This is a genomic window from Tomitella cavernea (assembly GCF_016599145.1).
Taxonomy (GTDB): Bacteria; Actinomycetota; Actinomycetes; order Mycobacteriales; family Mycobacteriaceae; genus Tomitella; species Tomitella cavernae.
In genome coordinates this window covers 1-14,778 of the sequence record NZ_JAENKO010000071.1, presented here as the reverse complement: position 1 = coordinate 14,778, position 14,778 = coordinate 1, and the positions used below count along the sequence as shown (strand labels likewise).

The following is a 14,778-nucleotide window of genomic DNA, read 5'->3' as shown; positions in this document are numbered from 1 at the left end:
GGCATGCGCCCAGTGTGGACGGTGCGGGCGCCGCCCGGCGGCGCCGCCGGGCGCACCTGTGGACAACCGGTCCGCAGTCCCCATCGAACACCGGATCGGTTGACAACCGGCGCCCGGCCGGACTCGGTTTTTTGCGGGGGCCCCGACGACGTACACTGGACCGGCGATCCGTCCCCGGGCGGATTGACTTCGCGCGTCCGCACCCCCGGCACCCCGGTGCCGGTACCAGGACCGCCGACGGTCCCGCACTGCGGACGGATGTCAGGTCCGTCCGACGCGGGTTCGGTGGATCCGCGGGCGCCAGGGCGGCGACCGGCCGGTCGCCGCGGCAACCGTGAACAAAGGAATGGCATCACCATGGCCGTAGTGACTATGAGGCAGCTGCTCGACAGCGGCGCCCACTTCGGGCACCAGACCCGCCGGTGGAACCCCAAGATGCGTCGGTTCATCTTCACCGACCGCAATGGCATCTACATCATCGACCTGCAGCAGACGCTGACGTACATCGACAAGGCGTACGAGTTCGTCAAGGAGACCGTCGCCCACGGCGGCACCATCCTGTTCGTCGGCACCAAGAAGCAGGCGCAAGAGTCCATCGCCGCGGAGGCCACCCGCGTCGGCATGCCGTACGTCAACCAGCGTTGGCTCGGCGGCATGCTCACCAACTTCCAGACGGTGCACCGTCGCCTCCAGCGTCTCAAGGAGCTCGAGACGATGGAGCAGACGGGCGGCTTCGAGGGGCGCACCAAGAAGGAAATCCTCATGCTCACGCGTGAGAAGAACAAGCTCGAGCGCACGCTCGGCGGCATCCGCGACATGGCGAAGATCCCGTCCGCAGTGTGGATCGTCGACACCAACAAGGAGCACCTCGCGGTCTCCGAGGCGCGCAAGCTCAACATCCCGGTCGTCGCCATCCTCGACACCAACTGCGATCCGGACCTGGTGGACTACCCCATCCCGGGCAACGACGACGCCATCCGCAGCGCCGCGTTGCTGACCAAGGTCGTGGCCACGGCCGCGGCCGACGGTGTGCAGTCGCGCGCCGCCCGCAACGCCGGCGACGACAAGCCGGAGGCCGCGGCAGGCGAGCCGCTGCCGGAGTGGGAGCAGGAGCTGCTCTCCGGTGACGCCGAGAAGGCTGCCGCCGGTGACGCCGAGAAGGCTGCCGCCGGTGACGCCGAGAAGGCTGCCACCGACGAGGCCGCCCCCGCCGCCGGCACGCCCGCCGAAGAGGCGGCGCAGGCCCCGGCCGACGCCCAGCAGTAGAGACCCGCACGGCCCGGCCGAGGGCCCAATCACCGAGGAGGCTCGCCTCGATGGCGAACTACACCGCCGCTGATGTCAAGCGGCTCCGGGAGCTCACCGGCTCCGGAATGATGGACTGCAAGAAGGCACTGGAGGAGAACGGCGGCGACTTCGACAAGGCCGTCGAGTTCCTGCGCATCAAGGGCGCCAAGGACGTGGGCAAGCGTGCCGAGCGCGCCACGGCCGAGGGGCTCGTCGCCGAGAAGGGCGGCGTGCTGATCGAGCTCAACAGCGAGACCGACTTCGTCGCCAAGAACGAGCAGTTCCAGGAGCTTGCGGACAAGGTCGTCGCCGCCGCTGCGGAGGCGCGTCCGGCCGACGTCGCTGCCCTCGAGGCGCTGCCGCTGGACGGCAGCACCGTCGGCGAGGTCGTCCAGGCCATGTCGGCCAAGCTGGGCGAGAAGCTGGAGCTGCGTCGCGTCGCCTCCCTGGACGGGCAGGTGGCCGTGTACATGCACCGCCGCAGCACCGACCTGCCGCCGGCGGTGGGCGTCGTCGTGCAGTACACCGGCGACGGCGACGCGGCCGCGGAGGCCGCGCGTGGTGCCGCGATGCAGGTGGCGGCCATGAAGGCCAAGTACACCTCCCGCGACGAGGTGCCCGAGGAGATCGTCGCCAAGGAGCGCCGGATCGCTGAGGAGACGGCCCGCGAGGAGGGTAAGCCCGAGCAGGCGATGCCCAAGATCATCGAGGGCCGGGTGAACGGGTTCTTCAAGGACGTCGTGCTGCTCGAGCAGCCGTCCGTGTCGGATTCGAAGAAGACCGTCAAGGCCGTGCTCGCGGAGTCGGGCGCGGAGGTCACGGCCTTCCACCGCTTCGAGGTGGGGCAGGCCTGATCGGCTGCAGCCGATGACGATGCGCCGGCGGGACCGTCCCGGGCCTTTGTGGTCCGCGGACGGTCCCGTCCCGGCGTATCCGGTGGGATTGCGCATTCGACGGTCCGCGGGGCCGGGAGGAAGTCAGGACTGAACATGGCGAACAACCCCAACGGCTACCGCCGCGTGCTGCTCAAACTCGGCGGCGAAATGTTCGGCGGCGGGCGAGTGGGCCTGGACCCCGATGTGGTCGAGGCTGTGGCCACGCAGATCGCCGAGGTCGTACGCGACGGAGTGCAAGTGGCCGTGGTGATCGGCGGCGGCAACTTCTTCCGCGGTGCCGAACTGCAGCAGCGCGGCCTCGAACGATCGCGTTCGGACTACATGGGCATGCTCGGAACTGTGATGAACTCGCTGGCCCTGCAGGACTTCCTGGAGAAGCGTGGCATCGACACCCGCGTGCAGACCGGCATAACGATGGGGCAGGTGGCCGAGCCGTACATCCCGCGCCGGGCCGTCCGCCACCTGGAGAAGGGGCGGGTCGTGATCTTCGGCGCCGGCATGGGGATGCCCTATTTCTCCACCGACACCACCGCCGCGCAGCGGGCGCTCGAGGTGGGCGCCGAGGTGGTCATGCTGGCCAAGTCCGTCGACGGGGTGTATTCGGCGGATCCGCGCCAGGATCCCGACGCGACGATGTACGACGAGATCACCCACGAGGAGGCGCTCGTACGCGGCCTCAAGGTCGCGGATGCGACGGCGTTCAGTCTGTGCATGGACAACGCCATGCCGCTGCTGGTGTTCAACCTCCTGACGGAGGGCAATATCGCGCGGGCCGTGTCAGGTGAGAAGATCGGTACATTGGTGCGTTCGTGACCGCCGATACCCCGGCGCGGCCGGGGCGCGATAGTTTTGCCGGACGGATACCGCAGACCGGCGCAGTGACAGTGCCGGCCTGCGCCCGGTGCAGACCCATAACCGACGGAGGAATGCCGTGATCGACGAAACTCTCTTCGAGGCCGAGGAGAAGATGGAGAAGGCGATCGAGGTCGCCCGGGATGATCTCGGCTCCATCCGCACCGGCCGGGCGAACCCCGGCATGTTCTCCCGTGTGGTCGTCGAATACTACGGAAGCCCGACCCCGATCACCCAGGTCGCCAGCATATCGGTGCCGGAGCCGCGCATGGTCGTCATCAAGCCGTACGAGGTATCGATGCTCGGCAAGATCGAGACGGCCATCCGCAACTCGGACCTGGGCGTGAACCCCACCGACGACGGCACGATCATCCGGGTCTCGGTCCCCCAGCTCACCGAGGAGCGCCGCCGCGAGTTCGTCAAGCAGGCCAAGGCCAAGGCCGAGGAGGCCCGGGTCGCGGTGCGCAACGTGCGCCGCAAGGCGATGGACGAGCTCAACCGGATCCAGAAGGACGGCGACGCCGGCGAGGACGACGTCACCCGTGCGGAGAAGGAACTCGACAAGACGACGGGCCGGTACGTCGGCCAGATCGACGAGATGGTCAAGAACAAGGAATCCGAGCTTCTGGAGGTCTGACCGCGGCGGGCGCCGGGCGGTCCCGCCATCGGCGCGACGTGAGCGGGGCGGTTCGACGACATGCGTGACCACGAGACCACACCAGGAGGCCCAGTGACGGCAGGCGGCGAAGCCACCCAGCAGCAGCCGGACAAGCGGCCGTCGAAGGCGGGGCGCAATCTTCCCGCGGCGATCGGCGTCGGGGTCGCGCTCGGCGCGCTCATCATCTGCGTGCTGCTGTTCGCGCCCACCGCCTGGGTGGCGGTCGTCGCCGTCGCCGCCGCGATCGCCACGTGGGAAGTGTGCGAGCGGCTGCGCCAGGGCGGAATCGACGTGCCGCTGGTTCCGCTGCTGATCGGCGGCCAGGCGATGATCTGGTTGACCTGGCCGTACGGCGCATCCGCGACGTTCGGCGCATTCGCTGTGACGGTGCTCGTCCTCATGATCTGGCGGCTGGTGAGCGCCGGCCTGGACGCGACCCCCCGGAACTACACGCGCGACATGGCCGTGGGCGTCTTCGTCGCCGCATGGATACCGTTGTTCGCGTCGATCGGCGCGCTGCTGGTGTTCGACGGCGACAACGGCGCCGGCAAGGTGCTCTGCCTGATGATCGGCGTGGTGTGCTCGGATGTGGGGGGCTACGCCGCCGGGGTGCTGCTGGGCAAGCATCCGATGGTCCCTGCCATCAGCCCCAAGAAGTCGTGGGAAGGACTGGGCGGATCGCTGCTCTTCGGCGTCGTCGGGGGAGTGCTCACCGTGACGCTGATCCTCGGTGAGGCCTGGTGGATCGGGGCGATCCTCGGGGCCGTGATCGTGGTGACGTCGACGCTCGGCGACCTGGTGGAATCGCAGTTCAAGCGGGACCTGGGCATCAAAGACATGGGCGCGCTGCTGCCCGGACACGGGGGGATCATGGACCGGCTCGATTCGGCGTTGCCGTCGGCCGTGGCCGTGTGGGTGGTGCTGGGGCTCGCGTTCTGACCGTCACCCGTCCGGCCACGGACGGGAGCCCGTGGCCGGACGGGTGGTCCGCGAGGGTCGTGTCGCCGTTTAGCGCTGTTTGCGCGCCGCCCGGCGCATCTGGAGCATCCGCGCGGCGCCGATCAGCGCGGTGATGAGCGCGCCGCCGATCGCGGCGAGCAGGATCGTCACTCCCAGCGGCAGTGAGAACTCCCACCCGAAAATCTGGACCGGGGTCGAGTCGGAGTTCTGGATGATGAAGATGAGCAGGAAGATCAGGATGATCGCGCCGACGATCCACGCGACCCAAGCGCGTGCCGTGCGCGAATTCTTCGCCAAGTCGACGCGCTTGCGTCCCTGCTTGGACGAGCGTGACGCGGTGGTGTCGGCGGTCGCAGTGGCGCCGTCAGCGGGCGTGTGCGCTGCGGCCTGCCGTTCGTCGGCGCCGGCCGGGGAAGCGTCGGTGCCCGTCGACGGCGTGGACGGTGTGCCGTACTGGTCGTCGGTGCTCATGCCCCGATGATCCCCCACAGCGGCACCGCGCGCACGGTTCTCGGCGCACCCGGCGGGTCGGATGTCACACGGGGCGAGGCGGCGATTCTGCCGGCGATCTGGGACAATCGGTGATCATGGCCGGTCGCACGCAGCATCCATCCACGCAGGACGCGCAGTCCGCCGCCCCGGGTCCGGCGGAGCCGACGACGGACAGTCCCGGCGCGGCGGGCGGCAGCACGCCCGTCCGCCTGGTGTTCTCGGCGCCGCGGCGCGGGCTTCCGCCGACGCACCTGGCGGATCTGGACGCCGACGGTCGCCGGGCAGCGATGGGGGAGCTGGGTCTGCCGAAGTTCCGTGCGGATCAGGTGGCCCGCCAGTACTACGGCCGTCTCGTGGCGGATCCGGCCGAGATGACGGATCTGCCGGCGGCGATGCGCGAGTCGGTTTCCGAGGCCCTGTTCCCGCCGCTGCTCACCGCGGTGCGGCACATCGCCTGCGACGACGGCACCACGCGCAAGACCCTGTGGCGGGCGGGCGACGGCACCCTGCTCGAGAGCGTGCTGATGCGGTACCCGGACCGCGCGACGCTGTGCATTTCCAGCCAGGCGGGGTGCGGGATGGCCTGCCCGTTCTGCGCGACGGGGCAGGGCGGCCTCGACCGGAACCTGTCCACGGCGGAGATCGTCGATCAGGTCCGTGCAGCCGCGGCGGCGATGCGCGACGGCGAGGTGCACGGCGGACCAGGCAGGCTCTCGAACATCGTGTTCATGGGCATGGGGGAGCCGCTGGCCAACTACAAGCGGGTGGTGGCCGCGGTCCGGCGGATCACCGAGCCCGCGCCGGACGGCTTCGGGCTGTCGCAACGGTCGGTGACGGTGTCGACGGTGGGGCTGGCCCCGGCGATCCGCAAGCTCGCGGACGAGGGCCTGTCGGTGACGCTGGCCGTGTCCCTGCACACCCCGGACGACGAGCTGCGCGACACCCTCGTCCCGGTGAACAACCGGTGGTCGGTGGCGGAGGTGCTCGACGCGGCCCGGTACTACGCCGACCGCACCGGACGCCGCGTGTCCATCGAATACGCGCTGATCCGCGACGTCAACGACCAGCCGTGGCGTGCTGATCTGTTGGGCAAGAAGCTCCGCGCCGCGCTCGGGTCGCTCGTGCACGTGAACCTGATCCCGCTCAACCCCACTCCGGGCAGCGAATGGGATGCGGCCCCGAAGCCCGTCGAGCGCGAGTTCGTGCGGAGGGTGCGCGCGGCGGGGGTGTCCTGCACGGTGCGCGACACGCGCGGCCAGGAGATCGCCGCCGCGTGCGGCCAGCTCGCTGCGACCGAGAAGTAGAGAAGAAGAAGTAGGAAAAACAAAGAGGACCGGCCCCGGATGCACCGGGGCCGGTCCTGCGAGGGCGTTGCGGCCGCTCAGCGGTTCCAGCGGTTGTGCCGCGTGTAGATGTCGATCAGCAGGAAGCCGACGACGACCGCGGCGGAGACGCACAGGTAGATGATTGCCGTCGCCGTCTCGATGTTGTTGAAGATCATCAGGAGCAGGAACAGCGCGAAGAACCAGCCGGCGATACGGAAGGTCTTGGTGGCCTGGCCGTGCCAGCCCCAGCCGACCGACGGCTCGTCCGCGGGGTCGACGCGGGATTCCTCGATGGCCTTCTCGAGGGAGGGATGCACCTGCTGCTGTGTGGCCACGGTCGAACCTCCTGGTTTCACTGTGTCGGCCCCAATCCTGGCACATTCCGGGCCCCGGTACGACAGGGGGTCGTCACCGACGGGCCCGGCCCGCGGGGAGCGCGCGCCGGGCCCGGAGGTGGCCGCAGGGCGGGGCGTCGGGAACAATGGTGCGGTGACGAGAACGCGTGTACTGCTCCTGGGGAGCACCGGTTCCATCGGCACCCAGGCGCTTGAGGTGATCTCCGCGGCTGCGGGACGGTTCGAGGTGGTGGGCCTCGCCGCCGGCGGCACCGACGTCGAGCTGCTGGCCCGGCAGATCCGCGCCACCGGGGTGCGGGAGGTGGCCGTGGCGGACCCCGCGGCGGCGGCCCGTCTGGCCGATGTCGTGGGCTTCCCCGTCCGGTCGGGTCAGTCGGCGGCGGAGGAGCTGGTGCGCTCCGTCCCGGCGGATGTGGTCCTCAACGGCCTCGTCGGTTCGCTGGGGCTGCGGCCCACCCTCGCGGCGCTGGAGACCGGTGCGCGCCTGGCGCTGGCTAACAAGGAGTCGCTCATCGCCGGCGGCCCGCTGGTGCTGGCCGCCGCGGCGGTGGGGCAGATCGTCCCCGTCGACTCCGAGCACTCCGCGCTGGCGCAATGCCTGCGTGCGGGTCGTGCGCAGGAGGTGGACAGGCTCGTGCTGACCGCGTCGGGCGGACCTTTCCGCGGCTGGACGGCGGAGCAGCTGACCGACGTCACGCCCCAGCAGGCCGGCGCCCACCCCACGTGGTCGATGGGCCCGATGAACACGCTCAACTCGGCGACGATGGTCAACAAGGGCCTCGAACTTCTCGAGGCGCACATGCTCTTCGGCGTGCCCTACGACAGGATCGAGGTCACCGTGCACCCGCAGTCGGTGGTGCACTCGATGGTGACCTTCCACGACGGCTCGACGATCGCGCAGGCCAGCCCGCCGGACATGCGCCTGCCGATCGCCTTGGCTCTGGGCTGGCCCCAGCGCATCGCCGGCGCGGCGACGGCGTGCGACTTCACCGCCGCCTCCACCTGGGAGTTCGAACCGCTCGACGCCGACGTCTTCCCCGCGGTGGAGCTGGCGCGCAGCGCGGGTGTGGCCGGCGGGTGCATGCCGGCCGTGTTCAATGCGGCCAACGAGGAGGCGGCGGCCGCGTTCCTGGCCGGCCGCATCCGGTTCCCGCGGATCGTCGCCACGGTGGCCGAGGTGCTCGCTGAGGGCGGCCGGTGGGCGGCCGATCCGGCCGGCGTCGACGAGGTGCTCGCTGCGGAGCAGTGGGCGCGCGGGCGCGCCGCCGGCCTGGTCGGGCAGGGGGGCTGACGGGCAGTGGATTTCGTATTGGGCGTGATCCTGTTCGCCTTCGGCATCGGCGTCTCGATCGCGCTGCACGAGTTCGGGCACCTGGGCGCGGCCAAGATGTTCGGGATGAAGGTCCGCCGCTACTTCATCGGCTTCGGACCCAAGATTTTCTCCTTCCGCAGGGGGGAGACGGAGTACGGGCTCAAGGCGGTGCCCGCGGGCGGGTTCTGCGACATCGCGGGCATGACGGCGATGGACGAGCTCGCGCCCGACGAGGCGGCCCGGGCCATGTTCCGATTCCCGGCGTGGAAGCGCATCGTCGTGATGCTCGCCGGCGTGGTGATGAACATCCTCATCGGGCTCGTGCTGATCTACGGGCTGGCGCTCGGCTCGGGGCTGCCGCAGATCAACGCCCCGCAGACGAAGTTGGGCGCACTGTCGTGCTCGTCGCCGGTGCAACGGGCCGACGGCACGCTGGTGCCGTGCACGGGCACCGGACCGGCGCAGCAGGCCGGGCTCGAATCCGGCGACGTGGTCAAGAGGATCGACGGCACCGCCGTGGAGACCTGGCCGGACCTCGTCGCGGCCGTGCGGGACAGCTCCGGCACGGTGCCGTTCGTCGTCGAGCGGGACGGCGAGACGCTGACGATCCCCGTGCAGGTCGAGCAGGTGCAGCGGCAGGTGACCGACCCGTCCACCGGCGCGCAGCGCAGCGAGACCGTCGGCGCGATCGGCGCCGGGCGGTCGGTCGCGGAGCTGGATCAGTTCAACGCGCTCACCGCGGTGCCCGGGTCGCTCGAGTTCACCGGCGAGATCGCCGTGCTCAGCTGGAACGCGCTGCTGGACTTCCCCTCGCGCGTGCCCAACCTGGTCGAGTCGATCTTCGGCGGCCAGCGCAGTGACGAGACCCCGATGAGCGTCGTCGGGGCCAGCAGGCTCGGCGGCGAGTTCGTCGAACGCGACTTGTGGCAGCCGTTCGTGCTTCTGCTGGCGCAGCTGAACTTCTTCCTCGCGCTGCTCAACGTGCTGCCGCTGTTGCCGTTCGACGGCGGCCACATCGCCGTGGTGATCTACGAGAAGATCCGCGACGCCGTGCGCAGGCTGCGGGGCAAGGCGGCGGGAGCCCCGGTCGACTACATGAAACTCATGCCGGTCACCCTGGCGATAGCGGTGGTGCTCGGCGGGTTCATGCTGTTGACGGTGACGGCGGACATCGTCAACCCGATCCGGGTGTTCTGAGCGGCCCGATCCGGACCGCGCCGAGCGTGCCGCCGCCCGTGGCGAAGGTCACCATCGCGGGCGACCGTGGAGCCCGGGGCCGCAGTGGAGGACAATCGGAGCAGAGCCCCGGCGGATCAGGCCGGAGCGCAGGTGCTCACCATCGAGAGGATGATAGTTGTGACGAGCCCCGTGGGTCTCGGTATGCCGTCCGGGCCGGCCGCGGTGCTGGCTCCGCGCCGCGCGACGCGCCAGCTGCACGTGGGCAGCGTGGGCGTGGGCAGCGACTACCCGGTGTCCGTGCAATCGATGACCACTACCAAGACGCACGAGGTCAACACCACGCTGCAGCAGATCGCCCAGCTGACGGCGTCGGGGTGCGACATCGTCCGGGTGGCGTGCCCGCGGCAGGAGGACGCCGACGCGCTCGAGGCGATCGCCCGCAAGAGCCAGATCCCGGTGATCGCCGACATCCACTTCCAGCCGCGCTATATCTTCGCCGCCATCGACGCCGGGTGCGCGGCGGTCCGCGTCAACCCCGGCAACATCAAGGAGTTCGACGGCCGCGTCGGCGAGGTGGCGCGGGCGGCCGGGGACGCCGGCGTCCCGATCCGCATCGGGGTCAACGCTGGATCGCTGGACCCGCGTCTACTCAAGAAGTACGGCAAGGCGACGCCGGAGGCGCTGGTCGAATCGGCGCTGTGGGAGGCCGGGCTGTTCGCCGAGCACGGCTTCCACGACATCAAGATCTCGGTCAAGCACAACGACCCGGTGGTGATGGTCGAGGCCTACCGGCAGCTGGCCGAGCAGTGCGACTACCCGCTGCACCTGGGCGTGACGGAGGCGGGCCCGGCGTTCCAGGGCACCATCAAGTCGGCCGTCGCGTTCGGTGCCCTGCTGTCGCAGGGGATCGGCGACACGATCCGCGTCTCGTTGTCCGCCCCGCCGGTCGAAGAGGTCAAGGTGGGCACCCAGATCCTGCAGTCGCTGGGCCTGCGCCCCCGCAAGCTCGAGATCGTCTCGTGCCCGTCCTGCGGCCGCGCGCAGGTGGACGTCTACAAGCTCGCCGACGAGGTCACGGCGGGCCTGGAAGGCATGGAGGTACCGCTGCGCGTCGCCGTGATGGGGTGCGTCGTCAACGGCCCCGGCGAGGCGCGCGAGGCCGACCTCGGTGTGGCGTCCGGCAACGGCAAGGGCCAGATCTTCGTCAAGGGCAAGGTGATCAAGACGGTGCCGGAGGCGCAGATCGTCGAGACGCTCATCGAGGAGGCCATGCGCATCGCCGAGGAGATGGGCGACGGCGCTGAAGACGGCACAGTAGCGGGCGCCGGGCCGTCGGTCACGGTGTCCTGAACGCATCGCGTCGCCTTACCGCGACGTCAGGGCGGGGTTTGCGGGCGGATCGACTCCGCGCGTGGCAATGTTGACAGGACGGGGCCGTCCGAACGGACGGGCGGCCCGCACGCGAGCGGCGGAGTGGGCCGGTGCTGAAGCTGCTGGGGACCAGAGTGCTGGGGACGCGCGAACGTGATGCGGTCGTGCGCGCCCTCGGCGCGGACCCGGTGGCGGCATGCATGATCGCCGCGCGGGTGCAACAGCGTGGCCTCGGGCGCAGCGCCCTCGGCGGCGAAATGTGGACCCGGGGCGGCCCGGAGCGGGCGCTGTGCTTTTCCGGCGGCAATCTCGTGCCACTCGTCGGCACCCGGCACGACATCGAGGCCTTCGCTGACCGGGCGCTGCGCGGGCCGCGCCTGTGCACCTCGCTGGTGGGGCGCAGCGAGCTTGCCATCCCCATGTGGGCGGTGCTCGAATCGCGCTGGGGTCCTGCGCGCGAGGTCCGTTCCGACCAGCCGTTGCTCGCGCTCGACGCGGCGCCGGCGGTGACACCGGACCCCCTGGTACGGCGGGTGACGATGGACGACCTCGCGCCGTACCTGGAGGCCGCCGTCGCCATGTTCATCGAGGAGGTCGGCATCGATCCGCGGTTGCATGACGGCGGCCAGGGATACCGGGAGCGCGTCGCCGCCACGATCCGCGCGGGCCGCGCCTGGGCGCGCATCGCCGACGGGCGGGTGCTGTTCAAGGCCGAGGTGGGCTCGTACTCCGACAAGGTGGGGCAGATCCAGGGCGTGTGGGTGCGGCCCGGCGAGCGCGCCCGCGGCCTCGGCACCCGCGGCACGGCGACCGTGTGCGCTGAACTGCGCGCGGCCGGGCGGACGCCCAGCCTGTACGTCAACTCCTTCAACGCGCCCGCCCGGGCCTCCTACGCCCGGATCGGCTTCCGGCAGGTGGCGACGTTCGCGACGGTCCTCATCGACTGACGGCGCCCGGCGGCGGATCCGTGCCGCGGCGCGCGGCGTCCTATCATTGCCGCGATGACTGTTCACCGCTGCCGGACGGCCGGCCCCCGACGGGTGTTGCGTGTCCGGCTGGCCGGGGCGTGCGCCGCGTCCGTACTGGTGCTGCTGGGGTCGGTGGCGTGCGCGGACGGTCCGGAGACGGCGGGCTCGGCGGCCCGGGACTTCGCGGCAGGCTTCGCGGACGACGACGTGGATCGTGCCGCGGCGCAGACCGACGCGCCCGACGACGCGCGCGCGGGACTCGCGGCGGCGTGGGACGGACTGCAGGCCGAGTCGATGACCGCCTCCATCGGGGAGGTGCGCACCGAGGGGGCGACGGCGCGGGCCGAATACACCTACGAGTGGACGCTGCCGCAGGGGCGGGTCTGGCGGTACACGGGCACGCTGCCCCTGGTGCGCACGCAGGGCGACTGGGCGGTGCGGTGGGCGCCTGCCGCCGTCAACCCGGGGCTGGGCGGCGACCAGACCATGTCGTTGCGCACCATCGCGGCACCGCGCGCGCCGGTGATCGGGCACGACGGCGCGCCGGTGCTGGAACCGGGGATCAGCGTGCAGGTGCTGGTGTCCGCGACGGAGGCAGGCCGCGCGCTGGGGGCGACGGCGTCCGCGCTGGAACGCCTGCTCAAGCCCGCCGACCCGTCGGTGTCGGCCCAGTCCATCGCGGAGCAGGCGTCCTCGCTGGACGGGAACTACGCGATCACGCGTCTGACGTCCGACGAGGCCGATGCGCTGCGGCCGCAACTGGAGGCGCTGCCGGGGGTGGCGCTGTCCGAGCAGCCGGACCTGATCCCCACGGACCCGCTGCTCGCCAACGACGTGGTCGGCAACCTGGAATCGGTGGTGCGCGACGACGTCTACGGCACGCCAGGCTGGCGGGTGGTGAGCGTCAATCGCGACGGTGCGGTGGTGGACGTGCTCACCGAGACCGCCCCCGTGCCCGCGCCCGCGGTCCGCGTGGGCCTGGACAAGTCGGTGCAGATGGCGGCGCAGACGGCGGTCGGGATCACCGGCAAGCCGGCGGTGCTCGTTGCGATCCAGCCTTCCACGGGCCAGATCCTCGCGGTGGCGCAGAACGATGCGGCCGACGCGAAGGGGCCCATCGCGCTGCAGGGCCTGTACCCGCCGGGCTCCACCTTCAAGATCGTCACCGCGGGCGCCGCCATCGAGGAGGGGCTGGCGACGCCCCAGACCATGCTCGCGTGCCCGGGAGAGGTGACGATCGGGACGCGCACCATCCCCAACTACGCGCACTTCGCGCTGGGCACGGTGCCGATGCGCACCGCATTCGCGGCCAGCTGCAACACCACCTTCGCCGAGTTGGCGAGCCGCATGCAGGCCGATGCGCTGCCGGACGCCGCCGCGATGTACGGCATCGGCGTGAACTACGGCGTCGACGGCATCACGACGCTGACCGGCCGGATCCAGCCTGCCGCGGACATCGTCCAGCGCAGCGAGGACGGTTTCGGCCAGGGTCGCGACCTGGTGACCCCCTTCGGCATGGCGCTGTCGGCGGCGACCGTGGCGCACGGCTCCACGCCGGTGCCGCAGCTCATCAGCGGACACCCCACGACGGTGGAGCACGCCGGAGAGCCGATCACCCCGGAGATGGTGGACGGCCTACGGCTGATGATGCGCCAGGTGGTCACCAGCGGCACCGGATCGCGCATCGCCGACCAGGGCGAGGTGTACGGCAAGACCGGTGAGGCCGAGTATGAGGGCGGGTCGCACGCCTGGTTCGCCGGGTACCGCGGGGACATCGCCTTCGCGTCGCTGATCGTCGGCGGCGGCAGCTCCGACAACGCGGTCGCGGTGGTGCGCGAGATGTTCCTGGGACTGCCCGACGGGTACATGGCTTGACCATCACGTACCTGGACCTTCATGTACTTGGACCATCACGCCTCCCTGCGGGCCGGTGCCGAGGGGTGCGCTAGGTAGCAGGCGGGGTCGGGCAGGCCGGCCGTGCGGAAGGCGCCCGTGATCCGCCCGGCGATGCGCGCCGCGCCGTCCGCGGGCACGAGTGCCAGTACGGCGCCGCCGAATCCCGCACCCACCATGCGGGCGCCGAACGCTCCGGCCTTCCGCGCCGCGGCCGCCGCGCGGTCGAGCTCGCCGGTGGATACAGCGAAATCGTCGCGCAGAGACGCGTGCGAGGCGTCGAGCAGGGCGCCCAGCCGCTGCGGCGCGGGCACCGGCGCCGCCAGCTCCTCGACGAACGCGCGCACCCGGGCGTTTTCGGTGAGCACGTGCCGCGCACGGGCCTGCAGGAGCGGGTCGGCGAGCCCCGCGACGTCGGCATCGGTTGCTCCGCTGAGAGTCGGCAACCCTAGGGCGCGCTCCGCGGCGGCGCACTCGGCGCGGCGGGTCGCGTAGCCACTCTCGACGAGGGCGTGCGCCGTGCGGGTGTCGACGATCAGCAGGGACGCGCCCATCGCCGCGGTATCGAACGGGACCGGCGTCGCGGTTCCGTCGGCGGCGTCGAGCAGCAGCGCGTGCCCGGCGGCCGCCAGCAGCGAGGCCGACTGGTCCATCGCGCCCGACGGCACCCCGACGACCTCGTTCTCCGCGGCCCGGGCGGCGTCGACGAGGGTGCGGCGCAGGTGCGGTTCGTCGATGTCCGCGCCCGCCGCGGCGGCCAGCGCACACGCCACAGCGCATTCCAGGGCAGCCGAGGAACTCAGGCCCGCGCCCTGCGGCACGCTCGAGTCCACGGCGATGTCCGCACCCGGCACGGTGGTCGGGGGACGGGGGCCCGCCGGGGGAAAGGCGGCGGGGACGCGTGTGCGCAGCATGGCGGCGACGCCGAACACGTAGGCCGGCCAGCCGGTCCGGGCGGCCGCGCGCTGGGGCGTGACCGGGGCGGCGAGCGTCGCGGGCCCGCCGTCCGGGTGCTGAGCGGAGAAGACGCGCACCGCGCCGTCCCCGCGGGCGCGCAGCGCGACGAAGGTGCGGTGTCCGAGGGCGATCGGGAGGCACAGTCCGCCGTTGTGGTCGGTGTGCTCGCCGATCAGGTTCACCCGGCCGGGCGCGGACCAGACGCCGTCGGGCGCGTCGCCGAACTTCCGGCGGAACAGCGCGTCGGCGCGCCGCGCGCCCTCGGCGGCGGG

The 14,778-nt window shown here is 71.4% G+C and carries 14 protein-coding genes; 11 read left to right on the top strand and 3 right to left on the bottom strand.

The window, feature by feature from the left end; all coding sequences use genetic code 11:
* Nucleotides 1-357 precede the first annotated feature (357 nt).
* From rpsB to JJ683_RS17440, 5 genes are all read left to right on the top strand, one after another.
* Nucleotides 358-1,266, top strand: coding sequence for a 30S ribosomal protein S2 (rpsB, locus tag JJ683_RS17460; RefSeq protein WP_200175994.1), 909 nt, complete (start codon nucleotides 358-360; stop codon nucleotides 1,264-1,266).
* Nucleotides 1,267-1,316: 50 nt separating this feature from the next.
* On the top strand, nucleotides 1,317-2,141 hold the full coding sequence (gene tsf, locus JJ683_RS17455; protein ID WP_200175993.1) for a translation elongation factor Ts: 825 nt from the start codon (nucleotides 1,317-1,319) through the stop codon (nucleotides 2,139-2,141).
* Nucleotides 2,142-2,276: 135 nt separating this feature from the next.
* Nucleotides 2,277-2,996 (top strand): UMP kinase, encoded by a 720-nt coding sequence (pyrH, locus tag JJ683_RS17450; protein ID WP_200175992.1) that lies wholly within the window; start codon nucleotides 2,277-2,279, stop codon nucleotides 2,994-2,996.
* 118 nt (nucleotides 2,997-3,114) lie between these two features.
* Complete coding sequence (gene frr, locus JJ683_RS17445; protein WP_200175991.1) at nucleotides 3,115-3,672, top strand: ribosome recycling factor; 558 nt, start codon at nucleotides 3,115-3,117, stop codon at nucleotides 3,670-3,672.
* Between the two features lie 60 nt (nucleotides 3,673-3,732).
* Nucleotides 3,733-4,632: a phosphatidate cytidylyltransferase gene (locus tag JJ683_RS17440; protein ID WP_200175990.1), complete on the top strand. Its 900-nt coding sequence runs from the start codon at nucleotides 3,733-3,735 to the stop codon at nucleotides 4,630-4,632.
* A gap of 69 nt (nucleotides 4,633-4,701) precedes the next feature.
* Here the strand turns inward: JJ683_RS17440 and JJ683_RS17435 are convergent, their stop codons facing one another.
* Nucleotides 4,702-5,124 (bottom strand): LapA family protein, encoded by a 423-nt coding sequence (locus tag JJ683_RS17435; RefSeq protein WP_200175988.1) that lies wholly within the window; start codon nucleotides 5,122-5,124, stop codon nucleotides 4,702-4,704.
* Between the two features lie 116 nt (nucleotides 5,125-5,240).
* Here JJ683_RS17435 and rlmN point away from each other — a divergent pair, with 116 nt between their 5' ends.
* Nucleotides 5,241-6,449 carry a dual-specificity RNA methyltransferase RlmN gene (gene rlmN, locus JJ683_RS17430; RefSeq protein ID WP_200175986.1) on the top strand — a complete coding sequence of 403 codons (1,209 nt, stop codon included), beginning with the start codon at nucleotides 5,241-5,243 and terminating at the stop codon, nucleotides 6,447-6,449.
* 77 nt (nucleotides 6,450-6,526) lie between these two features.
* Here the strand turns inward: rlmN and JJ683_RS19705 are convergent, their stop codons facing one another.
* A complete protein-coding gene (locus JJ683_RS19705) occupies nucleotides 6,527-6,805 on the bottom strand; it encodes a DUF2631 domain-containing protein (protein ID WP_307811021.1) in 279 nt (92 codons plus the stop codon).
* A 154-nt stretch (nucleotides 6,806-6,959) separates the two neighbouring features.
* Here JJ683_RS19705 and dxr point away from each other — a divergent pair, with 154 nt between their 5' ends.
* From dxr to JJ683_RS17400, 5 genes are all read left to right on the top strand, one after another.
* Nucleotides 6,960-8,117 (top strand): 1-deoxy-D-xylulose-5-phosphate reductoisomerase, encoded by a 1,158-nt coding sequence (gene dxr / locus JJ683_RS17420; protein ID WP_200175998.1) that lies wholly within the window; start codon nucleotides 6,960-6,962, stop codon nucleotides 8,115-8,117.
* Nucleotides 8,118-8,123: 6 nt separating this feature from the next.
* Nucleotides 8,124-9,335, top strand: coding sequence for a M50 family metallopeptidase (locus JJ683_RS17415; protein WP_200175985.1), 1,212 nt, complete (start codon nucleotides 8,124-8,126; stop codon nucleotides 9,333-9,335).
* A 159-nt stretch (nucleotides 9,336-9,494) separates the two neighbouring features.
* Nucleotides 9,495-10,667: a flavodoxin-dependent (E)-4-hydroxy-3-methylbut-2-enyl-diphosphate synthase gene (gene ispG, locus JJ683_RS17410; RefSeq protein ID WP_200175984.1), complete on the top strand. Its 1,173-nt coding sequence runs from the start codon at nucleotides 9,495-9,497 to the stop codon at nucleotides 10,665-10,667.
* A gap of 131 nt (nucleotides 10,668-10,798) precedes the next feature.
* Nucleotides 10,799-11,635, top strand: coding sequence for a GNAT family N-acetyltransferase (locus tag JJ683_RS17405; RefSeq protein ID WP_200175983.1), 837 nt, complete (start codon nucleotides 10,799-10,801; stop codon nucleotides 11,633-11,635).
* Between the two features lie 54 nt (nucleotides 11,636-11,689).
* Nucleotides 11,690-13,531: a penicillin-binding transpeptidase domain-containing protein gene (locus JJ683_RS17400; protein ID WP_200175982.1), complete on the top strand. Its 1,842-nt coding sequence runs from the start codon at nucleotides 11,690-11,692 to the stop codon at nucleotides 13,529-13,531.
* 35 nt (nucleotides 13,532-13,566) lie between these two features.
* Here the strand turns inward: JJ683_RS17400 and galK are convergent.
* A partial coding sequence (gene galK / locus JJ683_RS17395) for a galactokinase (RefSeq protein WP_307811020.1) occupies nucleotides 13,567-14,778 on the bottom strand: 1,212 nt, incomplete at its 5' end.

Coding starts and splice junctions, on each gene's coding strand:
- rpsB (WP_200175994.1), top strand. CDS start 358: ATGGCCGTAGTGACTATGAGGCAGCTGCTCGACAGCGGCGCCCACTTC.
- tsf (WP_200175993.1), top strand. CDS start 1,317: ATGGCGAACTACACCGCCGCTGATGTCAAGCGGCTCCGGGAGCTCACC.
- pyrH (WP_200175992.1), top strand. CDS start 2,277: ATGGCGAACAACCCCAACGGCTACCGCCGCGTGCTGCTCAAACTCGGC.
- JJ683_RS17440 (WP_200175990.1), top strand. CDS start 3,733: ATGCGTGACCACGAGACCACACCAGGAGGCCCAGTGACGGCAGGCGGC.
- JJ683_RS17435 (WP_200175988.1), bottom strand. CDS start 5,124: ATGAGCACCGACGACCAGTACGGCACACCGTCCACGCCGTCGACGGGC.
- rlmN (WP_200175986.1), top strand. CDS start 5,241: ATGGCCGGTCGCACGCAGCATCCATCCACGCAGGACGCGCAGTCCGCC.
- JJ683_RS17400 (WP_200175982.1), top strand. CDS start 11,690: ATGACTGTTCACCGCTGCCGGACGGCCGGCCCCCGACGGGTGTTGCGT.